Origin of the sequence: Brevibacterium sp. RIT 803 (assembly GCF_016892625.1) — a bacterium.
Taxonomy (GTDB): domain Bacteria; phylum Actinomycetota; class Actinomycetes; order Actinomycetales; family Brevibacteriaceae; genus Brevibacterium.
Genome location: NZ_JAFEMW010000001.1, coordinates 987,002 through 1,011,771, shown reverse-complemented (window position 1 = coordinate 1,011,771; position 24,770 = coordinate 987,002). Strand labels below are relative to the sequence as shown.

General features: G+C 62.7%; 22 protein-coding genes, 1 tRNA gene and 1 pseudogene. 10 read left to right on the top strand and 14 right to left on the bottom strand.

The window, feature by feature from the left end; genetic code table 11:
* Positions 1 to 131: 131 nt before the first annotated feature.
* Together JTF07_RS04600 and JTF07_RS04595 are read left to right on the top strand one after the other, a co-directional pair.
* Positions 132 to 632: an HNH endonuclease gene (locus tag JTF07_RS04600; RefSeq protein ID WP_204233099.1), complete on the top strand. Its 501-nt coding sequence runs from the start codon at positions 132 to 134 to the stop codon at positions 630 to 632.
* A 142-nt stretch (positions 633 to 774) separates the two neighbouring features.
* Entirely contained in the window at positions 775 to 1,839 is a 1,065-nt protein-coding gene (locus JTF07_RS04595) for a universal stress protein (protein WP_204233098.1), read from the top strand.
* Positions 1,840 to 1,878: 39 nt separating this feature from the next.
* On the opposite strand, the gene JTF07_RS04590 is transcribed toward JTF07_RS04595, so the two are convergent.
* The 4 genes from JTF07_RS04590 to JTF07_RS04575 all read right to left on the bottom strand — a co-directional run bounded on the left by JTF07_RS04590 (position 1,879) and on the right by JTF07_RS04575 (position 5,287).
* Complete coding sequence (locus tag JTF07_RS04590; RefSeq protein WP_204233097.1) at positions 1,879 to 2,505, bottom strand: class F sortase; 627 nt, start codon at positions 2,503 to 2,505, stop codon at positions 1,879 to 1,881.
* A 66-nt stretch (positions 2,506 to 2,571) separates the two neighbouring features.
* The gene (locus JTF07_RS04585) at positions 2,572 to 4,188 is read right to left on the bottom strand and encodes a hypothetical protein (protein ID WP_204233096.1); all 1,617 of its coding nucleotides are present in this window, start codon (positions 4,186 to 4,188) and stop codon (positions 2,572 to 2,574) included.
* A 356-nt stretch (positions 4,189 to 4,544) separates the two neighbouring features.
* Positions 4,545 to 5,075 carry a DinB family protein gene (locus tag JTF07_RS04580; RefSeq protein WP_204233095.1) on the bottom strand — a complete coding sequence of 177 codons (531 nt, stop codon included), beginning with the start codon at positions 5,073 to 5,075 and terminating at the stop codon, positions 4,545 to 4,547.
* A gap of 139 nt (positions 5,076 to 5,214) precedes the next feature.
* Positions 5,215 to 5,287: transfer RNA gene (locus JTF07_RS04575), tRNA-Arg, on the bottom strand.
* 107 nt (positions 5,288 to 5,394) lie between these two features.
* Between JTF07_RS04575 and JTF07_RS04570 the strand changes: the two genes are divergently transcribed.
* Positions 5,395 to 10,245 (top strand): PDDEXK-like endonuclease domain-containing protein, encoded by a 4,851-nt coding sequence (locus tag JTF07_RS04570; protein ID WP_204233094.1) that lies wholly within the window; start codon positions 5,395 to 5,397, stop codon positions 10,243 to 10,245.
* A gap of 380 nt (positions 10,246 to 10,625) precedes the next feature.
* On the opposite strand, the gene mscL is transcribed toward JTF07_RS04570, so the two are convergent.
* Positions 10,626 to 11,102 carry a large conductance mechanosensitive channel protein MscL gene (gene mscL / locus JTF07_RS04565; protein WP_204233093.1) on the bottom strand — a complete coding sequence of 159 codons (477 nt, stop codon included), beginning with the start codon at positions 11,100 to 11,102 and terminating at the stop codon, positions 10,626 to 10,628.
* A 264-nt stretch (positions 11,103 to 11,366) separates the two neighbouring features.
* Complete coding sequence (locus JTF07_RS04560; protein WP_204233092.1) at positions 11,367 to 11,996, bottom strand: SAF domain-containing protein; 630 nt, start codon at positions 11,994 to 11,996, stop codon at positions 11,367 to 11,369.
* A gap of 89 nt (positions 11,997 to 12,085) precedes the next feature.
* Here JTF07_RS04560 and JTF07_RS20800 point away from each other — a divergent pair, with 89 nt between their 5' ends.
* On the top strand, positions 12,086 to 12,349 hold the full coding sequence (locus tag JTF07_RS20800) for a hypothetical protein (protein ID WP_353843903.1): 264 nt from the start codon (positions 12,086 to 12,088) through the stop codon (positions 12,347 to 12,349).
* A 14-nt stretch (positions 12,350 to 12,363) separates the two neighbouring features.
* Here JTF07_RS20800 and JTF07_RS20795 read toward each other — a convergent pair.
* Both JTF07_RS20795 and JTF07_RS04550 read right to left on the bottom strand, forming a co-directional pair.
* Positions 12,364 to 12,504 (bottom strand): annotated as a pseudogene (locus JTF07_RS20795) (FmdB family zinc ribbon protein); the annotation flags it as partial.
* Positions 12,505 to 12,726: 222 nt separating this feature from the next.
* On the bottom strand, positions 12,727 to 13,407 hold the full coding sequence (locus tag JTF07_RS04550; RefSeq protein ID WP_204233090.1) for a 5-formyltetrahydrofolate cyclo-ligase: 681 nt from the start codon (positions 13,405 to 13,407) through the stop codon (positions 12,727 to 12,729).
* A gap of 41 nt (positions 13,408 to 13,448) precedes the next feature.
* Between JTF07_RS04550 and galU the strand changes: the two genes are divergently transcribed.
* The 3 genes from galU to JTF07_RS04535 all read left to right on the top strand — a co-directional run bounded on the left by galU (position 13,449) and on the right by JTF07_RS04535 (position 17,103).
* On the top strand, positions 13,449 to 14,351 hold the full coding sequence (galU, locus tag JTF07_RS04545) for a UTP--glucose-1-phosphate uridylyltransferase GalU (RefSeq protein ID WP_204233089.1): 903 nt from the start codon (positions 13,449 to 13,451) through the stop codon (positions 14,349 to 14,351).
* A gap of 129 nt (positions 14,352 to 14,480) precedes the next feature.
* A complete protein-coding gene (locus JTF07_RS04540) occupies positions 14,481 to 15,077 on the top strand; it encodes a GNAT family N-acetyltransferase (RefSeq protein ID WP_204233088.1) in 597 nt (198 codons plus the stop codon).
* Positions 15,078 to 15,150: 73 nt separating this feature from the next.
* A complete protein-coding gene (locus JTF07_RS04535; RefSeq protein ID WP_204233087.1) occupies positions 15,151 to 17,103 on the top strand; it encodes a hypothetical protein in 1,953 nt (650 codons plus the stop codon).
* A 67-nt stretch (positions 17,104 to 17,170) separates the two neighbouring features.
* Here the strand turns inward: JTF07_RS04535 and JTF07_RS04530 are convergent, their stop codons facing one another.
* Together JTF07_RS04530 and JTF07_RS04525 are read right to left on the bottom strand one after the other, a co-directional pair.
* The gene (locus JTF07_RS04530; protein WP_204233086.1) at positions 17,171 to 17,683 is read right to left on the bottom strand and encodes a putative immunity protein; all 513 of its coding nucleotides are present in this window, start codon (positions 17,681 to 17,683) and stop codon (positions 17,171 to 17,173) included.
* A gap of 60 nt (positions 17,684 to 17,743) precedes the next feature.
* Positions 17,744 to 18,541 (bottom strand): IclR family transcriptional regulator domain-containing protein, encoded by a 798-nt coding sequence (locus JTF07_RS04525; protein ID WP_353843871.1) that lies wholly within the window; start codon positions 18,539 to 18,541, stop codon positions 17,744 to 17,746.
* Between the two features lie 200 nt (positions 18,542 to 18,741).
* On the opposite strand from JTF07_RS04525, the gene shiA reads away from it, so the two are divergent.
* Both shiA and JTF07_RS04515 read left to right on the top strand, forming a co-directional pair.
* Positions 18,742 to 20,106, top strand: a complete 1,365-nt coding sequence (gene shiA / locus JTF07_RS04520; RefSeq protein WP_204233085.1) for a shikimate transporter — start codon at positions 18,742 to 18,744, stop codon at positions 20,104 to 20,106.
* A complete protein-coding gene (locus tag JTF07_RS04515; protein ID WP_204233084.1) occupies positions 20,106 to 21,206 on the top strand; it encodes a zinc-dependent alcohol dehydrogenase in 1,101 nt (366 codons plus the stop codon). Before shiA ends, JTF07_RS04515 begins: the two co-directional genes overlap by 1 nt.
* A 42-nt stretch (positions 21,207 to 21,248) precedes the next feature.
* On the opposite strand, the gene JTF07_RS04510 is transcribed toward JTF07_RS04515, so the two are convergent.
* Positions 21,249 to 22,706 (bottom strand): NAD-dependent succinate-semialdehyde dehydrogenase, encoded by a 1,458-nt coding sequence (locus JTF07_RS04510; RefSeq protein WP_204233083.1) that lies wholly within the window; start codon positions 22,704 to 22,706, stop codon positions 21,249 to 21,251.
* A gap of 337 nt (positions 22,707 to 23,043) precedes the next feature.
* Positions 23,044 to 23,682, bottom strand: coding sequence for an FMN-dependent NADH-azoreductase (locus JTF07_RS04505; RefSeq protein WP_204233082.1), 639 nt, complete (start codon positions 23,680 to 23,682; stop codon positions 23,044 to 23,046).
* A gap of 140 nt (positions 23,683 to 23,822) precedes the next feature.
* Here JTF07_RS04505 and JTF07_RS04500 point away from each other — a divergent pair, with 140 nt between their 5' ends.
* Positions 23,823 to 24,245, top strand: a complete 423-nt coding sequence (locus JTF07_RS04500) for a winged helix-turn-helix transcriptional regulator (RefSeq protein WP_204233081.1) — start codon at positions 23,823 to 23,825, stop codon at positions 24,243 to 24,245.
* A gap of 14 nt (positions 24,246 to 24,259) precedes the next feature.
* Here JTF07_RS04500 and JTF07_RS04495 read toward each other — a convergent pair whose 3' ends face one another.
* Both JTF07_RS04495 and JTF07_RS04490 read right to left on the bottom strand, forming a co-directional pair.
* Positions 24,260 to 24,424 (bottom strand): hypothetical protein, encoded by a 165-nt coding sequence (locus JTF07_RS04495; protein ID WP_204233080.1) that lies wholly within the window; start codon positions 24,422 to 24,424, stop codon positions 24,260 to 24,262.
* The gene (locus JTF07_RS04490) at positions 24,421 to 24,753 is read right to left on the bottom strand and encodes a DsbA family oxidoreductase (RefSeq protein WP_252199276.1); all 333 of its coding nucleotides are present in this window, start codon (positions 24,751 to 24,753) and stop codon (positions 24,421 to 24,423) included. The genes JTF07_RS04495 and JTF07_RS04490 overlap by 4 nt, the downstream gene beginning before the upstream one ends.
* Positions 24,754 to 24,770: the final 17 nt, after the last annotated feature.

Here is a 24,770-nt window from a genome sequence, read left to right as displayed (position 1 = left end):
TCTGGCGCGGAATACATATCTGTGTCTGTCCCTTCTTTCAAGGCGTTGTGCTGCGGCACGGCGCCTTTTGCGTTTCCCGGGCCCGTGTCGTTCGGCAGGGCCCACGCTCACACGAAGATGAGGGGCGGGATATGAAGACTCTCGTGCTGAATGCCGGATATGAACCACTGTCGATCGTTCCGTTCACCAGGGCAGTGGTCCTGGTGCTCACGGGCAAAGCGACAGTCCTGGCCGCCGAGGATGTTCCGGTGAGATCGGAACATCTGAATCTGGACCAGCCATCGGTCATTCTGCTGACACGGTATGTGAGGCCTCCTCATGACCGCCGGGTCTCCCTTTCCCGGCGAGGTGTGCTGCGCCGCGACAATCACCGCTGTGCCTACTGTGCAAAACCTGCGACGACGGTCGATCATGTCGTTCCACGCTCACGTGGCGGGGTCAACAGTTGGGAGAACCTCGTGGCCTGTTGCCGTGAGTGCAACAACCGCAAGGGCGACAGGTCGCTGGCCGAGATCGGGTGGAAGCTCAGTTTCCACCCTCAGGAGCCGCGAACCGGTCAATTCTGGATGCGGGGGATCGACAAGCCGGTCGAACAGTGGCGTCCGTTCCTGGAGCTCTCCAGAGCCGCCTGATGCGGACATCGTCCCTGCTCGTCGCCGCAATGTCCGAACTGTGGCCCAATTCGGATAACGATGTGACATAGACGGCGGTCTCCGATCGATTCTGATTTAGGGTGGAGGCGAGAGAAGTTCGCTTCAAGATGAGGAGCTTGCGATGAATGAGCAAGACCGACCCCAGAATGACGATGCATCACCCGCTGGGGAGCCCGAAGCAGTTGTCGTCGGCATCGACGGTTCACCGCCCAGCCGCAATGCTCTGGCGTGGGCAATCCAGGAAGCGAAGTCCCTGGACAAGCCGATCCGCCTGGTCGGCGCCTACACGATCCCGAGCGTAGCTGCGGCCGCAATCGATGTCTCCTATGTTCCTATCGACGACACTTCGATCCGGGCTGCGGTGACGAACACACTCAAGGAAGCCGCTGCTGAGGTGAAGTCTGCCGGTGTGCCCGTCGAAGCAGTCATTGAGATCGGTGACGCAGCCGGTGTCCTCATCGACGAATCGAAGTCGGGAAGCCTGGCTGTCGTCGGCTCCCGCGGTCGCGGTGGATTCGCTGGGCGACTGCTCGGCACCGTCTCCAGCGCACTCCCGGCCCATTCAGCCTGCCCGACCGTCGTTGTTCCCTCTGCGTGGCAGTCCGATGCGGAGAAGACCGCACATCCCACTTCCTCACGGCCCATCCGACAGGACGGCATCGTCGTCGAAGAGCCCGACCCCAATGTCGAAGCGATCGAGGGACTGCGTTTCGACGGCAAGGTCGTCGTCGGCGTCGATTCCCTCGGTGCCGAGTCTCCGGCGCTGTGGAAGGCCGCTCGACTGGCCGTGCGCCGGGGATCGCCGCTGCACATCGTCGCCGTCATCACCACGACGGTCATCGGCCCGGAATGGCTGCCGAGCACCGCGGATCTCGAGCGACTGGTCAATGAAGGCGCTGACAAGCTCGTCGTGGCCAAACAGCGCCTGCAGGCCGAATTCCCGAACCTCGACGTCACATGGACCCTGTTCGACGGTCAGCCCGCCGAGGTGCTCGTTCGAGCTTCTGACACCGCCGAGGTGCTTGTCATCGGTTCTCGCGGCCGTGGAGGCTTCGCCGGACTGCTCCTTGGTTCGACCTCACAGTCAGTGCTGCCGTACTCGCAATGCCCGACCATGGTCGTGCGCGTCACCCGTGATCTCAACAAGCGGCGACACGATGGAGAGATCCCTGAGCCTGGGCTGTGATGCTTGGCCCCACTGCACTGGCTCTGGATCCTCTGCCGGTCATTGCTCGTCGGCGATTGCCTCGATGACGACGTTGTCGGCTGATCGGCCCGAGCTGCGCTGCAGACAAGTGAGGATGACCAGGCGGCCGGGTTCGTCGGCCCACACACGATCATCACCGGAGATGTCCTTTTTGGGCACAGTGTAGGAGTCGGTCACCGTGTAGTCCCGGTCTTGGAGGGTGATCGACTCGCCCTTGTCAACAGTCGGCTCTCCCGCATCGACATCGATGAGCGTGTTCCCGGGCAGCTCGGCTCCTTGCACGGAGTGGATGGCGACGTAGGTCGTGCCGCGTTCGGGATGGTCAGGGGTGCCGTGGTTACGCACAACGTAGCCATTGCGCAGCCCGGGGGGATTGATCGCGCCGTTGACTTCGGACATGGTCTCCAGACCGGTATCAAGCCCTACCGATGGGATCTGGAACTCTCCTTCGAGGGCTTCGATCTGCATATCCGCGACGTCGGCTTCGCTTGGCGGCTCTTCCAGCTGAACATCGGTCTGACCCTCGGTGGTGTTCTGCTCATCGGTGAGGCCCTGAGTGAGCATCCATGCACCTGCGCAGATGAGCGCAATGATGACGATTGCGACGGGGATTGACCACCAGTCACGAAAGATTCGTGCCGACATGGCTTCCTTTCATATGTCGGTGGCGGCCACCGAGGCTGTGGCCGCCACCGTGTCATGACTGAATCGTCAGTTGCCCGTCCTGTGACGACGAAGTGCTCCGACGATGAGCCCTCCGGCCACGGTCAGCAGTCCGATGCCGCCGATGAGGTTCCAATTGGGTCCGCCGTCGGCGAAGGCAACGTACGCTCCGGTCTTCACGACCGGGTTGTCGTCTGGCTTTTCAGCCTCGGGAATGGCGATGTCCACGGTCTCCGAGGGCACACCGTATTCATGCGAGAAGGCTTCGTTTGATCCGGAGGCAGGAGCCGAGGCCACAAATGTCACCGACTTCTGCTCGCCGGGCTTGGCGAAGTCGGCATCGAGTGCGAGCTCGTCCGTCTCGAAGTCGACGGTGCCGTCTTCATCACAGGTGACATCGGGAGTGAAGGTTTCAAGCAGCTCCGCGTCCTCGGGTACGGTCTCGGACTGAGTGATAGTTCCGTCTTCGACGTATACCTCGACTGTGACATCTTCGATGGTTTCACCCGGTGCGCAGTGGTCAAGGCGAACCTTGTCGGTGACCTTGGCCGGGAGCTCAGTGATCTCGGTGATCGAGACCTGCGAAGACACCTTCGGGGTGTAGAGGCCCTGGTAGGAATCCGATGCTTGAGCCGTTGTCTCCTGCCCCTCAACGACAGCTTGCAGGCTCGCGCGATCATAATCATCGGCGTCGAAGTCCTTGGGATTCCATTGAGTCACCGAACCAGTCGGCAATCCCGAGAAGGTCACTGACACAGAGACATCGGGAACTTCGTCGGTGAACTCGAGGGGCACCTCGACTGACGATTCACCGGACGTGATCTCTGTCGTCTCAGGTGTGGCGCCGTCGACAGTGAGCTCACCGTCGAATCCGGGAACGCTGACGCCCTCGGAGTTGACCAGCGAGACAACCGCAGACGATGATTCTTCGTCAATGGTGACCTCGGCCTGATAGGTGCCGTCTCCGGCATACTTCGCGGCTTCGTCGCCCATGAGTGCCGAGAGGTCGTAGGCGTCGGGGAGTACGTCATCGTAGAACGCGTCTGCACCGATGTCCTTGAGGTTCTGAGAGTCCTCGTTCCACCCGATTCCATCGGTGACCTCTTGCAGGCTGCGGTCATCGAGAATGTCACGGTGGTCGATTTCATCAGAGCTGTGCACATGCTCGCCGATGGCCATGTCATGAGCCATCTGCTCGGCCTGATCGTCGCGGGGCTCGTCCCATTTCGCGAGGATATAAGCCAGCTCGGGGGCTTCGACGGATGATTTTCCGCCTTCGTCGTAACCGTTGCCCATAGGTTGGGTCAGGCCCCGGTCGATGCACCAGACACGACTGCCGGAGAGGACACCTGAGGAGGGAATGTAGGCACCATACATGGTGGCGTTGTCGACGCCGCCCTGGTTGTCCGTCTCAGGGTTTGTGGTGACGCCGGTGAAATCTGGTTCGCCCTCGTACGCGCTGAGTTGGGGGCCGACTTCGGGCGCGGCCATTGCCGGAGACGATAGGAGGGTGCTCCCGGCGATCAGTGCAATCGTTGTGCCGACTACGGGCAGTCGTCTGCGGAGGTGCCGCATGTTCTGGTCCTTCCTGGGGTGCGCCACGAGGTGTCGGCCTTCGACTCCACGTGGTTGGGCACAAGGCAGATTGCCGGCGTTCGCTCCCACCTGGATAGTATAGAGGCAGCAAGGACGATTGTCTTGTTGAGTTCCGATTGGTCTCGCCGTTCGGGTGTTGGTGCCGTTTGTCGCCGAGGCTCTGGAATTTGATCGACTCGTCAATGAGCGCGCTGACAAGCTCGTCGTGGACAATCAGCGCCTGGAGACCGAGTGCCCGAACCTCGACGTCACCTGGACCCTGTTCGACGGTCAGCCCACCGAGATGCTTGTCATCGGTTCGCGCGTTCGTGGAGGCCTCGCCGGAGTGCTCTTGGCTCGACCTCGCAGCCAGTGCTGCCGCACTCGAAGTGCTCGACAATGGTCGTGCGCGTCACCCGCGATCTCAACAGAAACCGGCGCGACGCTCAGTTGTCTCCGGCGTACTCTCTGGCGCGGCGGATCACGAGCAGTTGACCTATTTCGGCGATATTCTTCGTCAGTTCGACATTCACCCATGCGGCCATGTCGGCCAGCGTCTTGCCGGACCCTTCTGGCCAGGGGTAAGAGGCTTCGTCGTCCAGACGCTCGGTGTCGGCGAGTACCTGCTGCCACTCAGCGTGGATGCGATCGAGCCACCGAATGATCTCCGATGCGCTGTCCGGCCACTGGATCTCGTCGGGTGAGGGTGCCGGAGTCTGGGCGAGGTGAGCAGTCGCGGTGCTCCACCACCAGCCCATGTGCCAAGTCAGCCAGGCGATCGTCGTGACAGGTACTGGATCGGGTTCAACCTTCGCCAGATCCGCACGCCAGCGGTCGTCCACCTGGCGCATCGTCCACTGGTGCGCGGACGGTGACCAGAGCAAAACCTCATCAGTCAGCGCCTCTGCGTGATATTCGAAGAGTGACCAGGCGACATCGCATTGATCGCGCAGTATGGTTCGCAGGTTTGTTGCCATCTGAGCGTCACACCTCTAACCGTACCGTCGCAACGTTTCATCGCCTGCTCGCATCAGCTGCGTGCAACGATCCGCGGCCTCGTTGGAGTTTGTCGCAGCAGGTGCGATTATGCGCCAATTGACTTCACAGGCGAAAGTGCGCCCCCGGGCAGATTCGAACTGCCGGCACCCGCTTTAGGAGAGCGGTGCTCTATCCCCTGAGCTACGGGGGCGATGTGGCCGTCTTCGACCACGACCACCCAGTGTAGCGTAGAAGAAACCTGGATGTTTCACGGTGTGCCAGCGCCTATTATGTGAAATTTCTCGTTAGGGTCGAATTGTGCCAGATTCCGTAGTTGACGATCAGTTCCCGGAACTCGACGATGTCTACGCCGAGTGGAAACAGCAGGCTGCCCATCTGGGCGGTCGCGACACCATGCTCCATTTCCGGGATTCGCGTGATGGCAGCATCGATCTCTCCGGAGCGCACCCGTCTGGCCTAGCCCAGCTTCTGGCCGGTCGGGCCACCCGACTCTCCAGCCTGGTCCGCGACCACGAGGTCCTCGCTGACGCACGCCGTCGAGCGAAGTCGATCCGGTCGAAGGCCGAGCAGCTCGATAACGAACGAGGAATTCAGACGGCACACCTGGCGATCGGCTTTGCCTCGTGGACCGAAAAGGATTCCAAGTACAAGTTCAATGCCCCCGTAGTGATGCGCCATGTCACTCTCGTTCCCCGCGGCTCCCGCGTCGAGGACTTCGAGATCGTGCTGGGCAACGGAATCATGATCAACCCTGCCTTGGTTCAGCACCTGGCCGAGGCCTACGACCTGAACGTGCCTGTCGACGAATGGGTCGACGCCACCGGAGGTCCGCACGGCTTCGACCCAGGGCCTGCCCTGGATCGCCTCCGCGACCTCGCACAGTCAGTGCCAGGGCTGCGCATCAACCACCGTTTCGTGGTGTCGACTTTCGCGAACATTGCGAGCCCGTTCACCACGGACTACCTGCCCACACAGCACCCGATCCTCCGTGCCCTCGCCGGCGACGAGGACGTGCGAGGGGCACTCGGCGGCCCGTCCTACGTTCCGACTCCTCGGCAGGCAGTGCAGCCGGAGCCGCGGCAGGAAGCCACGCCGAGCGCCGACGAAGAGCGCGCCTCTTCCCCGGACGCAGTCGTTGGCGACGAGGATGAGTTCTCTCAGCCGACGGTGCCGATCATAGACGGGTCTCTGCCTGGGGGTGCGAAGGCTCCAGTCAAAGGCTCAAGCGATTCAACTTCGGCCGACACCGTAAGTGGGACCACGGCAGCCAAGGACACCTCAGCTAAGGGAGTCTCTGCCAGGGACGCCGAAGCAGATGGCACTGAGCGTGATGAGCCCGTACAGCCGGACCAGGGCATCGGCGAGACCACCGCGACCGCCTCAGCGTCGACGGGCTCGAAGTCGGCGGACTCGGAGCCGACCGTCTCAAAGTCGGTGGGCTCGAAGGCAGATGACTCAGCGGCAGTCACCGCCGAACCGCAGACTGCCGAACCCCAGAGCGCAGAAGCTGAGACGAACGCCGACAGTTTCGCAGACTCGGACGCTGTCGAGTCCGATGATGATGTGATTCCGGCCGCACTCAAGGAACCTGTCACCCCTCTCCCTGATCGCAAACCACAGGAAGAGTTCCTCGTCATCGACGTCGATGGCGACCAGCAGGCCGTCGTCGATGCTGCAGTCTCCGGGCAGTCGGTCGTCGTCGACACCCCGCCAGGGACCGGGGCCACACAGGTCGCAGTCGCGGTGGCTACAACACTTGCCCACACAGGAAAGAGCGTTCTTTTCCTGGCGCAGACTGCCGACGCACTCGACGACTTCTCCTCCCGCCTCGGCGAAGTCGGACTCTCAGAATTCGCCGTGGACACCCGCCAGGGCACCGGCGCGATCAGGAACCAGCTCGTCGGCCTCATCGGATCGGCCGAGAATGCCGAGCGCCCCGATCTGAGCGGGCTGCTCAATGAACTCAACGAGCAGCGCGAGACACTGAACGAGCATGTCTCGTCACTGCATCTTCGGCGTGAGCCCTGGGACGTATCCGTCTACGAGACCATGCAGCACCTGGCGGAGCTGACATCCGGCGACGATTCTCCCCAGACCCCTGTCCGGTTCGGTGAAGATCTTCTCGAGGCCAGCGATGACCGTCGCAACGCTCTGCGCGAAAAGCTCAGCGAGCTGGCATCATTGGGCGCCTTCACTCTCGACGTCGAGGACACCGTCTGGTTCGGCGCGGACCTGAAATCGGTCGACGAAGCCGAAGCGGCACGGACCGTCGCCGAGCGACTGGGTCGAACCATCCCTGATCTGGTCAAGGCCGTCGAGCCGGTCCTGTCCAAAGCCAAACTGAATCCCCGCCGCAACCTCAATGACTGGTCACGCGCGATCAAGGTACTGCTGCGAGTACGGGCGACCCTCGACAGCTTCGCCCCTGACATCTACGATCATCGACTCGACGATCTCATCGCCGCGACCGGAACTGCAGAATACCGTTCCGAAGTCGGCGTAGAGATGGGCATGCTTCAGCGCAAGCGCCAGAAGAAGTCCGCGAACGAATTCCTCCGTCCCGGCGCCGAGGTGACAGACCTGCACTCTGCGCTGATCGACGTCCGGTCCCAGCGCATCGTGCTCCAGGACCTCGCCGGGCATGACGGTCGTCCACAGATTCCTCGTGGTGTCCTCGAGGCTGATGAGATCCTCCAGAGCGTTGAGGCCGACGTTGCCAAGATCGCACCTATTCTGGAGACCACTCCAGACGGCGGCGATCTGGGATCGATGCTCATCGAAGAGCTGCAGGCGCGGACCGAAGCCATGGGCCGTGATTCTGAGCATCTCGGTGAACTTCCGGAACGGTCCCGCATCCAGCGCGAACTGACTGATGAGGGCCTGTCTGATCTGCTCACTGACCTGCGTCGCCGCAAGGTTGACACCGCGCTTGTCGGTCCGGAGTTCGACCTGGCCTACTGGGCGTCGGTTCTGCAGAGGATGGCCAGCGAAGATCCCCAGGTGGGTCGTCACGACGGTGCCGCACTGCACCAGGTGGCCGAAGGCTTCCGCGAAAATGACCGTGCCTTCGTCGCAGCAGGTGCGAGCCGATTGCGCTACAACCATGCTCAGGCGTGGAAGCGGGGCATCGACAACGACCCGATCTCCGCTGGAGTCATCAAGCAGGAGCTGCTCTCCCCGCACACCTCCGTGCAGACAATGTCGACGAGGGCTCCCGAGCTCCTGACGACTCTTGCCCCGGTCTGGATGGCCAGCCCGTACACGGTGCCCGAACTCTTCTCAGCACTGCCGCTCTTCGACGCTGTGGTCATCGCCGATGCGGGACGCCTTTCGGTTCCTGACGTGGTCCCCGCCATCACCCGGGCCCGACAGGTCATCTCACTGGGCGACTCCAGACTGCTTGGTCCTCGTCCCTTCACGATCGCGGTTGATCGCTGGGGAATGGACGATGGGAACCATCCGAGCTCAGTGCAGGAGCGCCTCGGCGAGTTCCTGCCCCGAATGGAACTGTCGAATTCCTATCGACAGTCACCGGTCGGACTCATCGATCTGGCGAACCGGCACTTCTACGATTCGACGATCACGACGATGCCGACCGCGCACACGGGGGAGGGCACCGGACTCGAGTTCTCCTACGTCGCCGACGGAAGGGGGCCGACGGACATCGGCACCGGTCGTGTCGAGAGTCCTGACGCCGAGGTCAAGCGGGTCGTCGAGCTCGTGCTCAGGCACGCTCGGAACCGTTCGCGTGAGTCCCTGGCCGTCGTCGCGCTCACCGCTCATCACGCTCAGCGCGTTGCCACCGCGATCTCTCGGGCGATGAAGGACCTGCCCTATGTTGCAGCGTTCTTCAACGATTCGAGCAAGGAACCCTTTGTGGTCACCGATGCCGAACGCGTCCAGGGCATGTCCCGCGATGCGGTGATCTTCACCCTCGGCCTAGGTCGGACAGTTCACGGTCGTGTCATCCACGACTTCGGTGTGCTATCCGGTCCCGACGGCGAGCGGATCCTCGCGGCGACGATGACCCGGGCACGCAAGCGTCTCACTGTAGTCTCCAGCATCGAATCCGATGACTTCGACACGAACAGGCTCAGCGGGGGAGCGGCGCTGCTGCCGCGACTGCTCGACGAGCTGGCAGGCGGCGGCGTCAAGCAGCCGGGCCCGCACGGTGAGATCTATGACCCGCTCTTCAACGACATCGCCGATCGTCTGCTGCAGCTTGGCGTGGTCGCTCACGAACATTACAACGGTATCGATCTGGCCGTGGCGAACTCGACTGAGGACGAGCACGGAATGATCATCGCCGTCGCCGGAGACGGACCCGAATACGCATCGGTCCGCAGCCTGCGCCAGCGTGAACGCGTCGTTCCCGAGCAGTTGGCCCGTCGCGGATGGAAGTTCGTGCGCATGTGGTCCACAGACGCCTTCGTCGATCCGCAGTCCGAGACAGAGAAGATCTTCGAGGCCTGGAAGTCCACGGTCGAAAAGATGAGTCCGCAGGCTGTCCTCAATGCGGCTCGTGCCGCCTCGGTTGTCGTCGGCCGCACCGGCAGCCGGCCCAAACTGGTGCCGGGCCTGCCCATGCACAAGTACTCGGACTCCGGCCTCGATGCAATGATCGACTGGGTCCAGTCCGATGCCGTCGTCCGTGGTGACGGTGAGATCAAGGATCTGCTCCGAACGGCGTTGGCTCAGAAGGGCAATTCCGGTCGTGGAGACTCCCAGCTGCAGGCGGCCGTGGACCGTTACCGGCAACGGCATGCACAGGCCAAACGAGTCACCGGCGCCGAGGTGGTGGTTCCCGAATCAGCACAGCACAGTCCGATGGAGGACGAGGTCGTTCCCACCTTCGACACAGGCAAGATCAGAGCCGATGAACTGCGTCAGGCGGGACTGATCGAGACCGCGAGCAATGATCAGGTGCCCAGTTCTGACCCGGTACCGAGTTCTGACCAGGCTCAGAGTTCTGACCAGATGCCCAGCTCTGACGGGCAGAGTGCGCCGGAGGGCACGCAGGAGAATCCGCCTGAGTTCTCCGAGTCCACCGATGGAGTGCAGGAGCGGGTTGGTTCAAGTGAGCCGGGTGCTGAGAAGGCGCGCCCGAGAGCAGCCGATATCGAGCCCCGCACGGATGACTTGCGCTGAGATGACTGACGAAGACCTCGGGGCACAACCTCCCGAGGGTGAGCCTGCACAAGACTCAGATCGTGCTGATCACTCCGCTGAACATGCTTCCGATGAGGAACATGAAACGGAGCCTCAGAAGAGGGCGCGACTCGAGGCAGCAGTGCGGAAGTATCGTGCCACGCTGCGCAATGAGGCGGAGGCCGACAATGGAGGCTTCAGCGCCGACTATTACCGGTCCCAGAAACCTCCACACTGGTGATGGGTGGCAGTCAGATGCCTTCTTGAGTGGTGCCGAATCTGTGAAGCAGCGAACAGCGAAGCAGTGAATAGCTGAGATCCACCAAGACGAAGGCCCGCCTCCCCAATGGGGAAACGGGCCTTCGTTGCGTTCGCGTCAATCAGTGGCGCGGGGGTTCTGTCGACTCGGTATCGTCGAACGGACCGCCCGTGCTGGCGGGACCTTCCGCAGGACCACCGACGGTTGTGGCCGCCTGGGTCCGGAGGATTTCGCGAATGTCGCCGAGCAGATCCTCGGTGGTCGGAGGAACCTCTTCCTCAGGAGCTCCGCGCTTGCGCAGCTCGTTGAGTTTGTTCATCGGGACGATGATGATGAAGTAGACGACGGCCGCGACGATCAGGAAGTTGATCGCTGCAGTGATCACAGCGCCCAGGTCAATGGTCGTCTCCGGAACGCCTTCTTTGATGCGGAAGGCCAGCGCAGGACCTTCAGCGCCACCGACGGCAGCGATCAGCGGGTTGATGATCTTATCGGAGAAAGCCGTCACGATTCCAGTGAAGGCGCCGCCGATGATCACCGCGGTTGCGAGTTCGACGACATTCCCTTGAAGAATGAAGTCTCTGAAGCCTTTAAGCATTAGAGGAACCCTTTCGGCGTATATGTCAACAATCATGGGGAGTGAATTACTTCTACTACGAGTACATGATACACACAGGTAACTCGACTCTGCCCCGAGGACATGCGTGCCATCTGTCGCAGCAAATCCCAATTAGCCCGACTGAGAAATTCGATGAGCCCAGCTGGGAACAACCCAGTTAGCCCGGCTGGGGAGGTCTCGGTCAGCCGGGCCTGGAGCGACGTGGTGGAATAGGCCGGAGGTCATAGGGACGTCAACGGTGGGTCAGCGGGGAAGGATCGCGAAGCTGATCGGCATCCCGGCAAATTCGGCGATGCGTTCGGCATCATCGGAGGACAGTATCACCGAGACAAGCTGCCCTGATTCAGCGGAAATGCCGTCGCCCTTGTCGACCAATCGGGCAATTGTCACTTCCTTCACGACGACATCAGAGCCCCCGTCGGGGAGTGAGCTGAATAGGCGGATGCGCTGTCCTGGCTGTAGAAGTGCTGCCGAAGAATCATCGGCCAAGCGCACAGGCATGAGGAGGTCAGTGCTGCCCTCCGGTAGTGCCTGCTGATCGAGGACCGCCGACTGCGTCAACGGCGAACCCTTGGACAAGCCCGCCGAGGTGCGCTTGTGGTCGACATCCGAGACAGTGGTGAAAGCCTTGTCCGGGACGAGTTGCGAGGGAAACTCGACAACTCTCAGATCGTGAGGTCGCAGTTCAGACCCAGGCGGCAGATTTCTGGTGGCAACGACGATGGACGTTCCGCCCTGATTCGGAGTGAGGATCCAGACCACGAGAGCACACGCACAGGCGAAGCAGACAGCGGCGGCTATCCGCTGTGGTTTGATCCGTGAGGACTTCGACCAGGTCGATGCTCTGGCTCTGAGGCGCCGCAAGATTCCCATACCCCGAGCCTGGTTGTGCGCAGACGCTCAGATCAAGAGGACAGATAATGCCTGTGGACAGCGGTTGAGTGTCCACAGGCGAATCGCACATGAGTCATCGGTCAATCCACAGCGATCACACGCACGAGTCGACAGAGCGCGGCTGCGGTAGGAAAAGCCGGCGGAGTCAGCTGGCGGAAGTGCTGCTCGCCGCCGGAGCTTTCTTGGCTGGCGAGCTGGATGTCGACGAGGACGAGTCCGAGGAGCTCGGCGATTCCTTCGACGAGCCCGATGAGTTGGACGAACTAGAAGAGTCGGAGTTCGAGGAAGAGGGGACTGTGCTCGAATTGCTCGCGCGGGAGTCAGTGGCGTAGAAGCCCGACCCCTTGAAGCTGATCCCCACGGTGCCGAAGACCTTCTTCAGGCGTCCCTGGCACTCGGGGCAGACTGTGAGCGAGTCATCGCTGAAGTCTTGATGAATATCAAAAGCGTGACCACAGCTCTTGCAGGCGTAGGAGTAAACGGGCATTCGAGACCTTTCTTCGACGAGAAGATTATAGTCCACCGGACTCGCCCGCGAGTAACGCATGGGGTGAGAGGCTCGAGCAGGCCGCGTCGTCCACAGGACCGCACGCGCGAGTCGGCTGCTGTGGCCCTGATCTGAGAACGGCACGAAGCTTGAGAGCGGGCCTGGTCGCCTCGCAATCGGTGCTCGCATCTGCCCGAGTCTCGGATTCGTCGAAGGAGCGAATCAGTCGAAGGAATGAACGCCGTGATCGGTCACGGCCCGAGCGATCTGCAGGTCCCAGGGTTCCGCGGTGAGCTCTGGGAGACCGAGTTCGGTCGAGAAGCAGACTCCGTAGACCACGCTTGCGTGTTCTCTGCCTGTCAGAGGCACTTCGCCGTGCGGGCCGAACGTGCGGTCATAGAAACCGCCGCCGTTGCCCAAGCGTGCGCCGCCGGGCCCGAACCCGAGGGCAGGCACGAACATGAGGTCAGGGGCCACCTCGGCGGACATGAGATCTGCGGCCGTCAACACAGGTGAGGGTTCACGAATTCCCCACCTTCCGCGAGCGTGGAGCGTGGCCATGGACTCGGTGACGGTACCGAACCTGAGGGCATGACCGACGGTGGTGACGACAGGAAGGTAGACGGTTCCACCTCGGGCGAGGAACCGATCGATGACCGGATCCAGGTCGGGCTCGCCGGTCAAGGCGGCATAGGCGAGCACCGAACGGCCTGTCAGGTCCAGGCTCGGCCACTGGCTTTCGATGATCTGCCAGGCAGACTCGGCGACCGCCGACTCGCTTTCAACGATCGACGATTTCGCTTCTGTCGTCGACGATTCAACACCCGCCGCAACTTGAGCCGCGCGTTCGGAGCGTATGTGTGCACGCAATTGCGCCTTTGAAGTTTCTGCATCCACGCTCATAAGCCTAATCGCAGCCACATCCTTTGGTTAAGATGAGCGACATGAGTGATGAAACGCAGCGCACAGTGCGCAAGGCCGTGATCCCAGTGGCCGGTCTGGGTACCCGCTTCCTCCCCGCTACAAAGGCGACTCCCAAGGAGATGTTGCCCGTCGTCGACAAGCCGGCCATCCAATACGTCGTCGAAGAGGCAGCCGATGCCGGCCTGCAGGACCTCCTCATGATCACTGGTCGCAACAAGCGACCTCTGGAGGACCACTTCGACCGCGTCGACGGACTCGAAGCCGCACTGGCGAAGAAGGGCGACACAAAGAAACTCGCCGCTGTTCGTCACGCGTCCGAACTCGCCGACATCCACTACGTCCGCCAGGGTGACCCGAAGGGCCTGGGCCACGCTGTGCTCAAGGGCCGCCAGCATGTGGGTCAGGAACCGTTCGCAGTTCTGCTCGGCGATGACCTCATCGACGAACGCAGCCCGATTCTGCCGAAGATGATCGACGTTGCTGAGAAGACCGGTGGCAGTGTCGTCGCGCTCATGGAGGTTCCTCCTGAGGCGATCCACCTCTACGGCTGCGCCGCAGTCGAACCCACCTCCGATGACGAAGTCGTCAAGGTCACCGGCCTGGTCGAGAAGCCAGAGCGGAGTGAAGCCCCATCGAATCTTGCGATCATCGGCCGCTACGTCCTCGCGCCGGAGATCTTCGACGTCCTCGAAACCACTGAACCGGGCCGTGGGAACGAAATCCAGCTCACCGACGCACTCCAAGTCCTCGCTGGACAGGAGGGCGGCAACGGGGTCTACGGAGTCATCTTCAAGGGTGCTCGCTATGACACCGGTGACAAGCTCGACTACCTCAAGGCCGTGGTGCAGATCGCCAGCGCCCGTGAGGACCTGGGTGCTGACCTCAACAGTTGGCTCAAGGAGTACGTGGCAACACTTCCCTGACCGTCGTCAGCATCACTGCACCCCAGCATCACCGCGCGCCAGCTTCACCGCACGCCAGCACCCCAGCACCGCTGCACCGATTGACCAGCGGACATCACTGATTGAGCACCCGAGAGCGGAGGCAGCCGTTTGTGGCCAGTCATCCTGACTGATCAGCAGTCCGACATCGTGCTGCGCCCGTTGAATAGGCGCGACGAAAGCCAGTGGCGAGAGGTCCGTCGGCACAACCGGAATTGGCTGCGTCCCTGGGATGCGACGCTGCCGGTTCCGGGCCAGCAGCTTCCGGGGTTTCGAAGCATGGTCCGAATGTATGACAAGCAGGCCAAGCGGGGACAGTCGGTGCCGCTGGCGATCGAGGTCGGCGGTGAATTCCGCGGCCAGCTCACCGTGTCGAGCATCAGCTGGGGATCCATCCTCAGCGGCCAGATCGGCTACTGGATCGATTCGAGAGTCGCCGGCCGCGGCATCACTCCCATCGCCGTTGCCATGGCTGTCGACCACTGCCTCTTCGCGCTGGGGCTGCACCGGATCGAGATCAACATCCGACCCGAGAATACGGCCAGCCTGCGAGTGGTCGAGAAACTCGGCTTCCGGGATGAGGGGCTGCGCGAGAAGTACATGCACATCGACGGCCGATGGTGTGACCACCGGACGTTCGCCCTGGTGGCCGAGGAGGTTCCGCAGGGAATTCTCGCCGCCTACCGTCACAGCCTGAGAAAGCTGTGAACTTAGCACCTGTTTGACCGACACACCACATCCCTTCACGTCGTTGCCGAACCGGGCACTCTAGGGTTGCAGTGTGGACACCAGCATCATCGTCGTTATCGCAATCATCGTGGTATTCGTCGTTGTCGTGCCCACAATGATCCGCAAATCAGCGACGGAGCTCTCCCGCGTCGAGATCGACACCGTCCCGGATCAGGCACAGGTCATCGACGCCGATCCCCAGATCCCTGGCCACGACCACACCGAACGCGCAAGAGTCTTCCACTCCTCGGCGACCATCGAACCAACCGTCCCGCGACCCGACCTCGCCCCGATGGCGGGCACACCGAAGCTCAGCCTCTCCGCACAGGCACCGGAGTTCGCCGTCATTGACGGACACGCAGACTCGAGTTCGACCACAGACACAGAATCCACCATCGTCGAGGTGGACGAGCAGCACCAGCGCAGCTTCCTTCCTGTGGCCGTCGGCGAAACCCGCTCCACCTACCTCGACAGCCACCGCGGCCACGAGGCATCCGCCTCGGCGACGGCCGACAACGTTCGGACGCTGCACCCGGCAGTGCACGCCGTGTTCAATCAGTCGCAACAGGGTTCGAACGGCACCAGCGGGAACGGCCCCAGCGCGACCGGACAGGCTTTGACGGCGAGCAGAGGTTCCGGAAGCGCCAGCCGCCTCGGCGAGCGTTCCGGGACAGTTCCGATCCGGCCGGGACGGACCCAGCCGCGATCGCCGCAGAGCCGATCCGATGAAGCTGTCATCACAGACACAACAGAGACAAGCAGACGAGGTACACAGATTCCCAATCCGACTGTCGGAGCCGATGAGGACCATTCGATGACTGAGAAAGCAACGACACTGCGCGAGTCGATGAAATCGCTGGGCACCACGACGCGAGGATTCGCACTGCTCTTCCTCGCATCCACCCTGGGGATTCTGGTGACGGGCGTGCTTGCGATGTTCTCGGTCGTCCATGTCGCACTCACCGGAGTGTTCCTCGGGCTCGCGATCGTCTCCCTGGCCATCGTACGCACACTCAACCTACGCAAACGGGAGATCAGAGCTCGTCTCCGGGAGCTCGAAAGCCGGAATCCCAAGGCCAAGCGCACCGCGCCGAAGAAGAGCACCACGCAGTCGACGAGCGCGGCTGCGAAACCAGCCGCCACCTCGGCACCTGCTGCCCCGAACTCAGCCGCATCGAAGGCCCCGGACTCAGCCGCATCAAAGGCTCCGGACACCAAGCCAAGTGAGGCTCGGTCAGCAGGATCGACGAAGGCTGCTCAGGCGCGTGCCGTGATGCAGCGCAACGTGAGCGCAAAAAAGAGCAAAGAAGAGGCCGACACCGGCGAGATTCCGCTCGTGCGCATTCGCAACGAAGCCGCAGAAGGCCACACCACCCGTCAGGTGCTGCTCACCGGACCGATCCCCATCGTCGAAGAAGCAGCTCCCGAGGCCGCAGAAGCGCAGGGTGAAGAGCCGACGTCCGCAGATTCCGACTCCAAGCCGAAGCCGACCGCTCCCGAGTCGGAATCCGTGACCAGATCAGACGACTTCGCACCGACTGCGGCTTCGACCCACGAAGCGGAATCGGCTGCAGAAGCTGAATCCGCGCCGCATGATGAGTCTGTTGCTGAGAGCGACTCCGCCGAGGAATCCGAGGTCGTGGCGACCGCGTCGAGTGTCGACACTGTCGAGGTCCGCGATCCGTTCATGCAGCGACTGCAGGCACGTGCTGCCTGGTCACCGACACCGCTGCCGGTCCCCAGCTACGTCGATGCCCCACAGGTTGAGCATCCGGTCCCCGAGGCGAAGGCAGCCGATGCCTCGTCCTACTCGTCGTATGAGACCAAGGCCCGCAGCCGTGAAGACATCGCGGCTCAGTTCGCCGCCGAACTCGGCTACCGTCCCGAGTTCAGCGACTCGGCTCGTGATGACAGTCCGCTGGAGCACGGTCGCAAGGCCATCAGGACGAACAAGGCCCCCGAGATGGGCGCCGTCGACGACGTGCTCGCCCGACGTCGCGCCTGACCTCGCACGTATCTGCGCCTGACTTCGCCGGCAACTGCGCCTGCGCAGATAGGCGTACTTCGCTGATTCAGTCGGTCTCGAAGAGGAACCAGCAGATGGAGTTGCGTCGCTTCTGATCCGCAAGGACGGGTTGACGGATCTGACTGGGCAGTTGGTCCCTCTGCCAGTCGCGTTCAGCCTGTCCCGCGCCTGGGTCCTTGGGATTCGCACTGCTTACGGCTTTGATGGCATAGGCGGCAGCGCCAAGATCGTGTTCGGCGACGTGCCCGACGCAGGCAGCCTGCCCTGCGGAATAGGCTGCGAACCGGGCTGCGCCGCGCAAGGGACGGGCAGCTCCCATGGCGTGCCCTCCTGAGGCGCGCGCCCGCATCATCTTCACGGTGCCGGCAGCCCAAGCGCGGGCCGCAGCCACAGCATCACGGACTCGTGTGTCCTCTGGTGCTTCGTGCTCGAAGAGGTGCAGGACATGTTCGGCGCAGTCGGCTGCCCACAGCGCCAGAAGTCGATGATCAGCATCGGTCAATGTGCCGCCTCGTCGAATCGTCACCATCGTCGGGTCGCGGACCTCGGGCAGAATCATGGCTGCTTCGTCGTCCGGGTGGCTGCCCTGAACGAGGTGGTCCCCGTCACCGGGGCCACCTCAGGCTGAGCGTCCACCGAAGTCCGCTGCAATCGATGTCGCCACCTGCTGCAGGCGGGGTACGAGGTCGTCTTCGACGGAGAGCCCACGCAGATGAGACGTATGCAGGGACACGTTGAGCGCAGCGAGCGTGTTGTCGCCTCGGCGAATCGGAACAGCCAGACCGCGGAGACCGTCATCGAGCTCCTGCGACACCAAGCACCAGCCCTGTCTGCGAATCCGGCTGAGTTCGTCACCGAGCTCGGCGGACGATGACACGGTGCGATCGGTGAACGGTGAGATCTCAACGCGTTCGAGCAACTCCTCCTGGAACGATTCTGGCAGTTCGGCGATGAGCATCCGGCCCATGGATGTGGCCCAGGCAGGAAGCCTGTTGCCCAGGTTGACGGTGACTGCATGGAGTCGCGGGGCTGCAGCCCGGGCGATGTAGACGACGTCATCGGCGTCGAGGATGCTCAACGTCGCGGACTCGTCGAGGTCGAGGGCCAGCTCATTGAGATGCGGCTGGGCGATCTTCGGCAGATCCAAGCCGGCGAGGAAGCCGGCTCCGACGTCGAGGACTCGAGGAGTGAGTGCGAAGTGCGAGCCCTCCGTCGACAGATAGCCGAGGTCGACGAGCGTGAGGAGGAAGCGCCGGGCTGCGGCCCGCGTCAGATGGGTGGCGGCGGCCACCTCGGTAACGGTGCGATAGGGGGTATCGGCGTTGAAGGCGAGGAGTACGGCCAAGGTCTTCTCGGCGGACTTGACGTAGTGGGGGCTCTGCGAGGGCTCTTCGGTGGGACTCAACTCTGACTTCACCTCTCCAGGGTATCGGTCGCAGCGACGCGTCGTCCGCAGATGACGGGAGCAACGACCCGGGCTGTGGTCACACGGACTCATGAGTGTGCGCATAGTGCACATTTGTACGTAAAGCGTACATCGTGATAATGTGATCTGCGTTAACGTGAACCGACAGTACTGCCATCGACCTCCGGCTCCACCATTCGAAGGAGAATGCCATGTCCACAGCACAGAATCAGACTGCTGCGAACACCGAGGAGCTCAAGCGCGCCAGACGCGCAGCTGCCGGCTCCTTCATCGGCGCAGTGGTCGAGTGGTACGACTTCCTCCTCTACGGCATCGTTGCAGCACTGGTCTTCGGTGAACTCTTCTTCCCCGGCTACAGTGCCCATGCGGGAACCTTGGCAGCATTCGCGACCTTCGGCGTCGGCTTCATCTTCCGTCCTCTCGGCGGCATCATCTTCGGCCACTTCGGTGACAAGCTCGGCCGCAAATCCATGCTCATCTGGACGATGACGATCATGGGCATCGCCACGGCTCTCATCGGATTTCTCCCCACCTACGACACCGTCGGCTGGTTGGCACCGGCGCTGCTCGTTCTGCTGCGCTGCGTCCAGGGCGTCGCGGTCGGCGGAGAGTGGGGCGGCGCGGCACTCATGGCCGTCGAAAGCGCTCCTTCGAAGCTGCGCGCCTTCTTCTCCAGCGGCGTCCAGATCGGATACTCCTTCGGGCTCCTGATGGCCACTGGTCTTGTCGCGCTCTTGAGTGCCAGCTTCTCGCAGGAAGCCTTCCTCGCCTGGGGCTGGCGCATTCCCTTCTACTTCAGTGCCGTGCTCGTCCTCATCGGCCTCTGGATCCGCTCCGGCGTCCAGGAGTCCGAAGAATATATCGAGCGTGTGAAGAACGCCAAAGAGGACAAGGTCGCGAAGCTGCCGATCTTCGAGGCCTTCAAACGCTACCCGGCCCAGATCTTCCAGATCATCGGCCTGCGCTTCATCGAGTTGCTGACCATGTACATCGTGACCACATTCGCCCTGTCGTATTCGACGGATGAACTCGGACTCGACAGGTCTGTGATGCTCAACATCACCCTGCTGGTCGGCGGACTCGGTATCATCACGATCCCCGCATTCGCCTATCTCTCCGACAAGTACGGCCGACTCCGTGTCTACCTCACCGGCGGCATCGTCGGCCTCGTCTGCGCGATCCCATTCTTCTTCGCCCTCGAGAGCGGCAACATCGTTGCGATCGTCATCTTCGCCGTGCTGCTGATCAACTTTGCCCACGACGCCGTCGTCAGCGTCCAGCAGCCCCTGTTCGCCGAAATGTTCAGCCCGGAATTCCGCTACAGCGGAGCCGGCGTCGGCTACCAGCTGGCCAGCGCGATCGCCGGTGGCTTCACCCCGTTCATCGCGACCTTCCTCGTCGGCGTCGGCAACGGCTCGTGGTATCTCGTCGCCGCGTACCTGGCAGGCGGATGCCTCATCTCGATCGCCATCGCGATGTACCTCGTTCACCAGTGGCGCGTTGAACGCAACGACGAGCGCACCTCGACGTCTGACGCGAAGGCAATCCAGCTCTGATGCTCACAGCGGAGATCACAGCACCGGACCGCGTCGAGGTCCTCGACCGCCCGCTGCCCAAGGGGCCTGTGGGCAGCAGTGATCTCCGAGTCCGGATGCTCGCCGTCGGAATCTGCGGAACCGACCTGAGCCTGGCCACCGGCCTGCGCACACCACCCGAGCTTCCGTGGCGGCTGGGCCACGAAGGCATCGGTGAAGTCGCCGAGGTTGGTTCTGATACTCACGGATTCGCCGTCGGGGATCGGGTTGCTCTCGAGCCGAACATCACCTGCGGCCGGTGCGAATACTGCAGCCTCGGTATGACCTCCGCCTGCACCTCGCGGCTGAGCGCGGGAGTCCTCACCCAGCCGGGCTTCCTCGCCGAGGTGGTCGACCATCCCAGCGAGTTCTGTCATCGACTGCCCCCGGGGATGGCGCTCGAACGAGCAGTGTGCGTCGAGCCTCTCGCCGTCGCTGCCTCGGCGATCCGGCGAACGGGACTCGACGGGACGGAGACCGTCCTCGTGCTCGGTGCCGGTGCCCAGGGGCTGCTCTCGATCTTCTCCCTCGTCGCGCAGGGGTATCGCCCATATGTCAGTGAGCCCGACGGCGGACGTCGCGCGCTGGCGGTCGAACTCGGAGCCCGGGTATTCACACCGCGACAGTGCCCCGCTCCAGACGTCGTCATTGACGCCGCCGGAGTGCCTGAGGCACTCGGAGCCGTCGTAGACCACCTTGCACCGTTCGCAGCGATCACACTGGTCGGAGAAGACCACCACCACCTCGGCGCCTCCAGCTTCAGCATCGTGCAGAAGCAGCTGCGCATCAAAGGGTCTTTCATCTACGAACATCCTCGGGACATGGCAGAGGCCGTGGAGCTGCTCGACGAGATGCCCACAGAGAAGATCATGGGTCCGGCGCTGGCTCTCGACGATGTGCCTGCGGTGTTCGCCGGGAAGGGGTCGCACCGGGGCGAGAACTCCCAGCCGGGTGCCTCCCCGCAGTCCGAGGTCACCTCGCAGCTCGAGATCACCCCACTGCTCGAGGTCACCTCGAGACCCGAGGTCAAGCAGTGGGTGGACATGCGCTTGCGCACACACAATGCGCATGCCATGCACTGATGCACGACATGCGCATTGTCTGTGCGCGGGTATTGCGCGGGATCAGGCGCGAGGCAGGGCCACGTACTTGACCTCGAGGAACTCCTCGATGCCCACGCTTCCGCCCTCACGGCCGAGGCCCGACTTCTTCACGCCGCCGAAGGGCGCGGCCGGGTTGGAGACCAAGCCGGTGTTGAGACCGACCATGCCGACCTGCATCTTGTCGGCCAGGTTCAGGGCGCGCTCGACGTTCTCACTGAACAGGTAGCCAGCCAGACCGAACTCGGTCTCGTTGGCCAAAGCGATGCCCTCCTCATCGGTGTCGAAGGTGACGATGGGTGCGACGGGTCCGAAGATCTCGGTGGTGCGGATCTCGGAGTCCATCGGCACTTCGGTCATGACGGTCGGGCTGTAGAAGAAGCCCTTGCCTTCGATCTTCGACCCGCCGGTGAGGACCTTCGCGCCCTTGGACACAGCATCATCGACGAGGCCGGCGACCTTGTCCAGGGAATCCTGATCGACAAGCGGGCCCACCTCGGTGCCCTCGTCGAGGCCGTTGCCGACCTTCATCGAACCGATGCGCTCGGTCAGCTTCGTCGAGAACTCCTCAGCGACGGAGGAGTGGACGAACAGTCGGTTCGCCGAGGTGCAGGCCTCGCCGCCGTTGCGCATCTTCGCCTGGACCGCACCTGTGACGGCCTTGTCGATGTCGGCATCCTCGCAGACGACGAACGGAGCGTTGCCGCCGAGCTCCATCGAAGTCTTCATGACATTGTCGGCAGCCTGCTTGAGCAGGCCCACGCCCACCTCGGTGGAGCCGGTGAAAGTCACCTTGCGGGCGATTCCGGACTCCATCCACGGGGTGACCACGCGCCGAGCGGATTCGGAGGTGACGACGTTGAGGACACCGGCGGGCAGGCCGGCCTCGATAAGCACGTCGACGAGCATGAGGGAGGTCAGCGGGGTCAGCTTCGCAGGTTTGAACACCATGGTGCAGCCAGCGGCGATGGCCGGGCCGATCTTGCGGGTGCCCATGGCCAGAGGGAAGTTCCACGGGGTGATGAGGATGCAGGGCCCGACGGGCTCACGGGAGACCATGACGCGGGTCTTGCCATCGGTGGACTGAGTGTATTGGCCGCCGACGCGCACGGCTTCCTCGGAGAACCAGCGGAAGAATTCTGCTCCATAGGTGACCTCGCCCTTGGACTCGGCGAAGGGCTTGCCCATCTCGGCGGTCATGACTGCCGCGATGTCGTCGGCACGGTCGATGAGGAGCTCGAAGGCACGGCGGAGGATCTCAGCGCGTTCGCGCGGCGGGGTGGCGGCCCATGATTCCTGGGTGTCACCGGCGACCTTGATGGCTTCCTCGGCATCGGCCGCCGAGCCGTCTGCGACCGTGGTGATGAGGTCACCGGTCGCGGGGTTCGCGACCTCGATGGTCTTTCCGCCCTCTGCCTCGCGCCACTGGCCATTGATGAACAGTCCGGTGTTGAGCTTGTCGATGATTGGGTTGATGTCCACGACAGATCCTCCTTTGGTTGTATGAACGACATGGCTGAGCGCGTCTGGATCAGCATCACGTTCAGTGTAGGGGGATCACGCCGCTGTCACTATACGAATTTCGTTGCCTGAGGTACGGATACGTGTGCCCTACTGGCCGTTTCACTGCTGGGGAACCCAGTTGCGGGATGCGTGAGCTCACCTGAGAGCGCGGACGTGTACTCGGACTCGTCGGTCGGGACCGCAGTCATCCACGGCCTCCGGACGCGCGGGAGCCCGAATCGACTGGACATGCAGTCGTCCACGGTGTTGAGGTTCTGAAGCGCCTGAACACCGTGGACGACTGAGCCGTTGGCCTTCAGGCCGCCATTGCGTCGGATGCGATGATCACGGAGAGATCGCGGGCGCGGTGGTGGGCGTTTGCCAAGGACGTCTCGTACAGAGGTTTCAGTTCCGCCATGGCAGATACGTGATCTGCCATAGTCAGCTCGGGGATCACGGTGGAGACATCGAGGCCCAGGAGTTCTTCTCGACCGAGCACCGCTTCAAGGGTGGGCACCACGAAGTCAAAGCCATGGTTGGGGGCTCCCGGTCCATAGCCACCGCCCCTGGCAGAGATCAAGACAGCTGAGCGGCCGGCGGCGGGGGAGGACTTTGCGGTTCGACCGACGACGATGATCTGATCCAGCCAGGCCTTGAACACGGACGGCATGGTCAGGTTGTACATCGGCACCGTGAACAGGTAGGCGCTGGCACCCAGGTATTCGTCGATGAGTTCGTCCTGCAGTTCGCTGGCAGCAGCCTGCTGCTCGGTGTGCTGGGCAGGATCGGTGTCGCGTGCGGTGATCCCGGCTGCACTGAGGTGAGGTACAGGATCAGCAGCGAGGTCACGGTGTACGACCTTGCCGGTCCAGCCGTGAAGGAATGATTCGGCGACCTGACGGGAAACTGAGGCCTCACCAAGCGAAGATGAGTCGATGTGGAGTAGGTAGGACATGGTTGGCTTTCCTTTCGGAGTGTTTCTGACGTGTGCTCGAATGAGCGAAGTGTGAGCCAGAACCGTGATGTGGTTGGTGGCGGTAGTTTCGATGTTGCATACTGATAGTGCGGTTACAGGCCTAACGAGAGGAGAGCGAAATGGCGGCAGTACGGCAGATCAGCGGTCCGTGCCGGTTATGGCCAGAGGACAACGCCTTCATTCGTGACGTCCTCGACCGGATCGGCGACAAGTGGACGATGCTGACCATCAGCACCTTGAGCCCGGGTTCGCTGCGGTATTCAGATCTGCAGGCGAGTATTCCCGGCATCTCCCAGCGGATGCTGACCCAGACACTCAAGCACTTGGAAGCCGACGGGCTGATCACACGGACCGCTTACGCCGAAGTCCCGCCCCGTGTGGAGTATGAGCTGACCGACCTGGGCCGGTCTTTGCAGGATGCTGTGATGGCGATGGCGAGCTGGGCGGCAGAACATCACGGTGAGATTGCCAGCAATCGGGCCTCCAGCGAACTGACTGGAGTTGGCCGACTCAGAGCTGCCGGCGACGCCGCGACGACCTGACTTCTCAGGGTCGCTCATCGTTCTGCCGCTTCAGAAGCGTCACCTGTGGCTGTTTCACTCCTGGATGCTGCCGCTTCTGCCTCGTCGGTGTCGTTGAAGTGGCACAGGCCGGTATCTGGGTCGCACCATCCGCGGGCGGGCGTCGCCACCAGCTGGAGCTCATCTGTCGTTCCGTTCATGATGCGCGCTCATTCGACACCGACCCGGCGATCTGGTCCAACAGCTGAGCATTGACGCCGATCTTCTGTGCACCTGGGGCGGCCACCTTGCGGTCGAAGACGACGAACGGGACACCGGTCGCGCCCAGCTTGAGTCCTTCGCTGCGGTCCGCACGCACGCGTTCGGTGAATTCGTCGTTGGCGAGGACCTCACGGATTCGCAGTGCGTCCAGCCCCACTGGCTGTCCGATATCCGAGCGGGCTGTCGGGTCGTGTGGGTTGAGGGAGAACTCGGGTCCTTCCTTGCGTGCGATCGCCTGCATCTGGCGCTCGGCCTGGCGACGGTGCATTCCGACATACCACCTTG